6 protein-coding genes are annotated in these 6,163 nt (G+C 61.3%); all 6 read left to right on the forward strand.

Annotation, left to right across the window (positions count from 1 at the left end):
- Positions 1-39 precede the first annotated feature (39 nt).
- Positions 40-405, forward strand: coding sequence for a PRC-barrel domain-containing protein (locus tag AB4Z43_RS32465; protein ID WP_019858017.1), 366 nt, complete (start codon positions 40-42; stop codon positions 403-405).
- Between the two features lie 384 nt (positions 406-789).
- Positions 790-2,064 (forward strand): phosphopyruvate hydratase, encoded by a 1,275-nt coding sequence (gene eno / locus AB4Z43_RS32470; RefSeq protein ID WP_019858019.1) that lies wholly within the window; start codon positions 790-792, stop codon positions 2,062-2,064.
- A gap of 157 nt (positions 2,065-2,221) precedes the next feature.
- Positions 2,222-2,545 (forward strand): FtsB family cell division protein, encoded by a 324-nt coding sequence (locus tag AB4Z43_RS32475; RefSeq protein WP_044550389.1) that lies wholly within the window; start codon positions 2,222-2,224, stop codon positions 2,543-2,545.
- Between the two features lie 193 nt (positions 2,546-2,738).
- Entirely contained in the window at positions 2,739-3,776 is a 1,038-nt protein-coding gene (gene pdhA, locus AB4Z43_RS32480) for a pyruvate dehydrogenase (acetyl-transferring) E1 component subunit alpha (RefSeq protein WP_019858022.1), read from the forward strand.
- 15 nt (positions 3,777-3,791) lie between these two features.
- A complete protein-coding gene (locus AB4Z43_RS32485) occupies positions 3,792-5,177 on the forward strand; it encodes a pyruvate dehydrogenase complex E1 component subunit beta (protein ID WP_441940796.1) in 1,386 nt (461 codons plus the stop codon).
- A gap of 18 nt (positions 5,178-5,195) precedes the next feature.
- Positions 5,196-6,163 (forward strand): 2-oxo acid dehydrogenase subunit E2 (locus AB4Z43_RS32490; RefSeq protein WP_441940798.1); only part of this gene is annotated, 968 nt, incomplete at its 3' end.

A 6,163-nucleotide genomic window follows, 5' to 3' on the forward strand; every position in this document is an offset into this window, starting at 1 on the left:
ATTGTCAAAGCAGAGTTCAACGACAATGAGGAGCAGACCATGACAACCCAGACAGGCCACACCGAAGCGATTGCCGCTTCGCGCGTCATCGGCACGTCCGTCTACAACAACGAAGGCAAGAGCATCGGCAGCATCGAGGACATCATGCTCGACAAAACGTCGAACGGCATCATGTTCGCGGTGATCGGCTTTGGCGGCTTTCTCGGCATCGGCGAGAAGTACCACGCCGTTCCCTGGGCCAGTCTCGACTATGATGAGGACAAGGGCGGCTATGTCGTGCCCTTCTCCAAGGAGCAGCTGAAGGCCGCACCCGCCTATTCGATCAACGAACTGGCCGGCGCGGACGGCGAGGCGGCGCGCGATGCATCCTATGAGTACTACAAGGTCACGCCCTACTGGCATTGAGGCAACCGCAATAAAAAAGGGCCTCGTTTCGACGAGGCCCTTTTTATTCAAAGGCAACGCTATTTGCTGAGGTGCAAAGCCGGCAAGGGCTCGAAAGCCTTCGGTGGCGATTGCTGTGTATCGCACGACGTCAGGAACGCCGCCGCGATCAGGAACAAACTCACGATACCGCTCAACTCTGACATGGCGAAACTCCTCATGTTTCGCCCCGCGCGACAACAGCCATAACCCGAAATGCATGTCCGGGCGCATGACTTATGATGACAGAAATTTGCGCTTCGTGAATCGGGGAGGCGGCACTATTCGGCCATGGCCGGATTGCCTTTTGCGTCGCTTTGGCTAAGACGGGCGCGACCTTTCGTCAGATCAATCGGGGACATCGCAATGACCGCCATCATCGACATTGTCGGACGTGAAATCCTGGACAGCCGTGGAAACCCGACCGTCGAGGTCGATGTCGTACTCGAAGACGGTTCGATGGGCCGCGCCGCGGTGCCGTCGGGCGCCTCGACCGGCGCCCATGAAGCCGTCGAGCTTCGCGACGGCGGCGCCCGATATCTCGGCAAGGGCGTGCTCAAGGCCGTGGAGGCGGTCAATGGTGAGCTGTTCGAGGCGATCGGCGGCATGGAAGCTGAGAACCAGATCCATATCGACCAGACCATGATCGAGCTTGACGGCACGCCCAACAAGAGCCGGCTCGGCGCCAATGCCATTCTCGGCGTTTCGCTGGCGGTCGCCAAGGCCGCTGCTGACGCCTCCGGCCTGCCGCTCTATCGCTATGTTGGCGGCACCAAGGCGCACATCCTGCCCGTACCGATGATGAACATCATCAATGGCGGCGCCCATGCCGACAACCCGATCGACTTCCAGGAATTCATGATCCTTCCGGTCGGCGCGCCGACTTTGCGCGAAGGCGTGCGCTGGGGCTCGGAAATCTTCCATACGTTGCGCAAGAAGCTGAAGGATGCCGGCCACAACACCAATGTCGGCGACGAAGGCGGCTTTGCCCCGAACCTGAAGAGCGCGCCTGTGGCGCTCGATTTCATCATGGAATCGATCGAGAAGGCCGGCTTCAAGCCGGGCGAGGAAATCGCGCTGGGCCTCGACTGCGCCGCCACCGAGTTCTTCAAGGACGGCAACTACGTCTATGAAGGCGAGAAGAAGACGCGCGATCCCAAGGCCCAGGCCAAGTACCTCGCCAAGCTCGCCGCCGACTATCCGATCATCTCGATCGAGGACGGCTTGGCCGAGGACGATTGGGAAGGCTGGAAATACCTGACCGACCTGATCGGCAAGAAGACGCAGCTGGTCGGCGACGACCTTTTCGTCACCAACACAGCGCGCCTGCGCGACGGCATCCGCATGGGCGTTGCCAATTCGATCCTGGTCAAGGTCAACCAGATCGGCTCGCTGACTGAAACGCTCGATGCCGTCGAGACCGCGCACAAGGCCGGCTACACCGCTGTCATGTCGCACCGCTCGGGCGAAACCGAGGATTCGACCATCGCCGATCTCGCCGTCGCCACCAATTGCGGGCAGATCAAGACCGGTTCGCTGTCGCGCTCCGACCGCATGGCCAAATACAACCAGCTGATCCGCATCGAGGAAGAGCTTGGCAAGCAGGCGCGTTACGCCGGCAAGTCGGTGATCAAGGGCTGATCCGAAACATTGAGCTCGGATACTGCACGAAGGGCGGGATCATTCCCGCCCTTTCTCATTTGGCTTGTCGCGGGTCGGTCTCCGTAACCGTCCGTTAAGCACAATCAGGCGAAAAAGGTTGCGGGTCGTTTGAGTTTGCGACCATGGGGAATCGGGCATGTGGACGCGTCAGCACAAGCAGAGAAACACCGGTCGGCTGATCATCCCTTCGCTTTGCGTGGTGTTCCTGGCCTATTTCGGCTTCCATGCCTATCACGGCGAGTTCGGCATCAATTCGAAATATCAGTTGGAAGCCCAGACGGTTGCGCTGCAGGCTCAGCTCGATGCGATCAAGGCGCGCCGGATGGAACTCGAACGGCGCGTTCGGCTCATGCATGACGGCACGCTGGAGAAGGACATGCTTGACGAGCAGGCGCGCAGGGCGCTCAATCTGTCCCAGGCCGATGAAATCACCATCATGTTGCCGGCCTCGTCGAAATAACTGAATTTCAGTTAATCGACAATATTTTCAATGATTTTAATCGCTTAGGCGCATGCCAGCTATGCAAATTCGTCATGGCGCAACGCTCTGACGCGTGTTAGCCTTGCATAAATCGGTGGGGAGAGCTGATCTCCCCGGGGCGGAGTTCATCCTGCCCTAATGTCCGCAAAGAGACGCCAACAGGGAGTGATGCATGGCCACCGCAGCCAGAAAAGCGCCTGCCAAATCGAAATCCGAAGGTAAATCAGGGCTTTCCGCGCCCAAGCCCGCTGAATTCACCAAGGAAGAAGAGCTTGCCGCCTATCGGCACATGCTGCTCATCCGCCGCTTCGAGGAAAAGGCCGGCCAGCTTTACGGCATGGGCTTCATCGGTGGCTTCTGCCATCTCTATATCGGCCAGGAAGCTGTCGTCACCGGCATGAAGATGGCGCTGATCGATGGCGACCAGATGATCACAGCCTATCGCGACCACGGCCACATGCTGGCCATGGAGCTTTCGCCGCGCGGTGTCATGGCCGAGCTGACCGGACGACGTGGCGGCCTGTCGCGGGGCAAGGGCGGCTCCATGCACATGTTCTCCAAGGAAAAGCATTTTTACGGCGGCCACGGCATTGTCGGCGCGCAGGTGTCGCTTGGCACGGGCCTGGCGTTCGCCAACCGCTACCGCGACAACAACAACGTTTCGCTGACCTATTTCGGCGACGGCGCCGCCAACCAGGGCCAGGTCTATGAAAGCTTCAACATGGCCTCGCTGTGGAAGCTGCCGGTGATCTACATCATTGAAAACAACCGCTACGCGATGGGCACCTCGGTGTCGCGCTCGTCGGCCGAAACCAATTTTTCGCATCGCGGCGCCTCGTTCAAGATTCCCGGCATCCAGGTCGACGGCATGGATGTGCGTGCGGTCAAATCCGCCGGCGATCAGGCGACCGAATGGTGCCGCGCCGGCAACGGGCCGATCATTCTCGAAATGCAGACCTACCGCTATCGCGGCCACTCGATGTCCGACCCGGCGAAATACCGCTCGAAGGAAGAAGTGCAGAAGATGCGCTCCGAGCATGACCCGATCGAACAGGTCAAGGCGCGGTTGACCGAGAAGAAGTGGGCGACGGAGGACGAACTCAAGACCATCGACAAGGAGGTTCGCGACATCGTCGCCGACGCCGCCGAATTTGCCCAGAACGATGCGGAGCCGGATCCGTCCGAGCTCTGGACCGATATCGTATTGTAAGGGGAGAGCCAGGACATGCCGATCGAAATTCTCATGCCCGCTCTCTCGCCGACCATGGAGGAGGGCAATCTTTCCAAGTGGTTGAAGAACGAGGGTGACAAGGTCGTAGCCGGCGACGTCATCGCCGAGATCGAGACCGACAAGGCGACGATGGAAGTCGAAGCCGTCGATGAAGGCACGCTTGCCAAGATCGTGGTGCCCGCCGGCACCGAAGGCGTCAAGGTCAACGCGGTGATTGCCGTGCTCGCGGTTGAAGGCGAAGACACCGACAAGGCCGGCGAAGGCATCGGCGAAGAGCCCGCCAAGGCTGAAACGGCTGCACCGGCGCCAGTTACGGCCAAGAGCGAGGCCTCCGCACCAGTAGCGGCGGCGCCGAAGACCGAGGTTGCCGCAGACCCGGATATCCCCGCGGGCACCGAAATGGTCTCGACCACGGTACGCGAGGCGCTGCGCGATGCCATGGCCGAGGAAATGCGCCGCGACGGCGATGTCTTCGTCATGGGCGAGGAGGTTGCCGAATATCAGGGCGCCTACAAGATCACCCAAGGGTTGCTGCAGGAATTCGGACCGCGTCGCGTCGTCGACACGCCGATCACCGAGCATGGGTTTGCTGGCGTCGGCGTCGGTGCGGCGATGGCCGGGCTGAAGCCGATCGTCGAGTTCATGACCTTCAACTTCGCCATGCAGGCGATCGATCAGATCATCAATTCGGCCGCCAAGACGCTTTACATGTCCGGCGGCCAGATGGGCGCGCCGATCGTGTTCCGCGGACCGAACGGGGCTGCCGCCCGCGTTGCCGCTCAGCACTCGCAGTGCTACGCCGCGTGGTACAGTCACATTCCTGGCCTGAAGGTCGTGATGCCGTATACCGCTGCGGACGCCAAGGGCCTGCTCAAGGCCGCGATCCGCGACCCGAATCCGGTCATCTTTCTCGAGAACGAAATCCTCTACGGCCAGTCCTTCGATGTGCCGAAGCTTGATGATTTCGTGCTGCCGATCGGCAAGGCCCGCATCCACAAGCAAGGCAAGGACGTCACCATCGTCTCCTTCGGCATCGGCATGACCTATGCGGTCAAGGCGGAAGCCGAATTGCGCGGCATGGGCATCGATGCCGAGATCATCGATCTGCGAACCGTCCGTCCGCTCGACCTCGACACCATCATCGCTTCGGTCAAGAAGACCAACCGGCTGATCGTGGTCGAGGAGGGCTTCCCGCAAAGCTCGGTCGGCGACCATATCGCCAACCAGGTGTCGCAGCGCGCCTTCGATTTCCTCGACGCGCCGGTCATCACCATTGCCGGCAAGGATGTGCCGATGCCTTATGCGGCCAACCTCGAAAAGCTGGCTTTGCCGAATGTCGGCGAGGTCATCGAGGCGGTCAAAGCCGTCACGTATCGCTGAACCGGCCGGGAGGACAAAATGCCAATCAACATCACCATGCCGGCGCTCTCGCCCACGATGGAAGAGGGCAATCTGTCGAAGTGGCTGGTCAAGGAGGGCGATAAGGTTTCGCCGGGCGATGTCATCGCCGAGATCGAGACCGACAAGGCGACGATGGAGGTCGAGGCCGTCGACGAGGGCACGGTGGCCAAGCTCGTCGTTCCCGCCGGCACCGAAGGCGTCAAGGTCAATGCGCTGATCGCCGTGCTTGCGGCCGAGGGCGAGGATGCGGGCGCCGCCGCAAAAAGTGGTGGCGGTGCCGCACCGGCGAAAGCCGAAGCGCCGAAGGCGGACGCTCCCAAGGCTGAGGCACCAAAGGCTGAGGCGCCAAAGGCTGAACCTGCTGCCGCAGCCGCTCCGAAGGCAGAGCCGGCTCCGGTCGCCAATGGCCATGCGACTGGCGAGCGCACCTTTGCATCGCCGCTCGCGCGCCGTATCGCCAAGGAGGCCGGTGTAGATGTGTCGGCTGTGACCGGCACCGGCCCGCATGGCCGCGTGGTGAAGGCCGATGTCGATGCCGCGATTGCTGGCGGCGGCGCCAAGGCAGCTCCCGCCGCCAAGGCTCCTGCCGGCGCGCCTGCGGCCGCTGCTCCGGCGGTGAAGGCGATGTCGGACGACCAGGTGCTGAAGCTGTTCGAACCCGGCTCCTACGAGTTGGTCCCGCACGACAATATGCGCAAGACGATTGCGCGGCGCCTGGTCGAAGCAAAATCCACCATCCCGCATTTCTACCTGACGCTCGACTGCGAACTCGATGCATTGCTGGCGCTGCGCATGCAGATCAATGCCGCCGCCCCGATGAAGAAAGCGGACAAGGGCGAGGCTCCCGCCTACAAGCTGTCGGTCAACGACATGGTCATCAAGGCGATGGCGATGGCCTTGATGGCTGTGCCGGATGCCAATGCCTCGTGGACCGAAAGTGCCATGGTCAAGCACAAGCATGCCGA

Origin of the sequence: Mesorhizobium sp. 2RAF45, from assembly GCF_052115225.1 — a bacterium.
Lineage (GTDB): Bacteria > Pseudomonadota > Alphaproteobacteria > Rhizobiales > Rhizobiaceae > Mesorhizobium > Mesorhizobium jarvisii.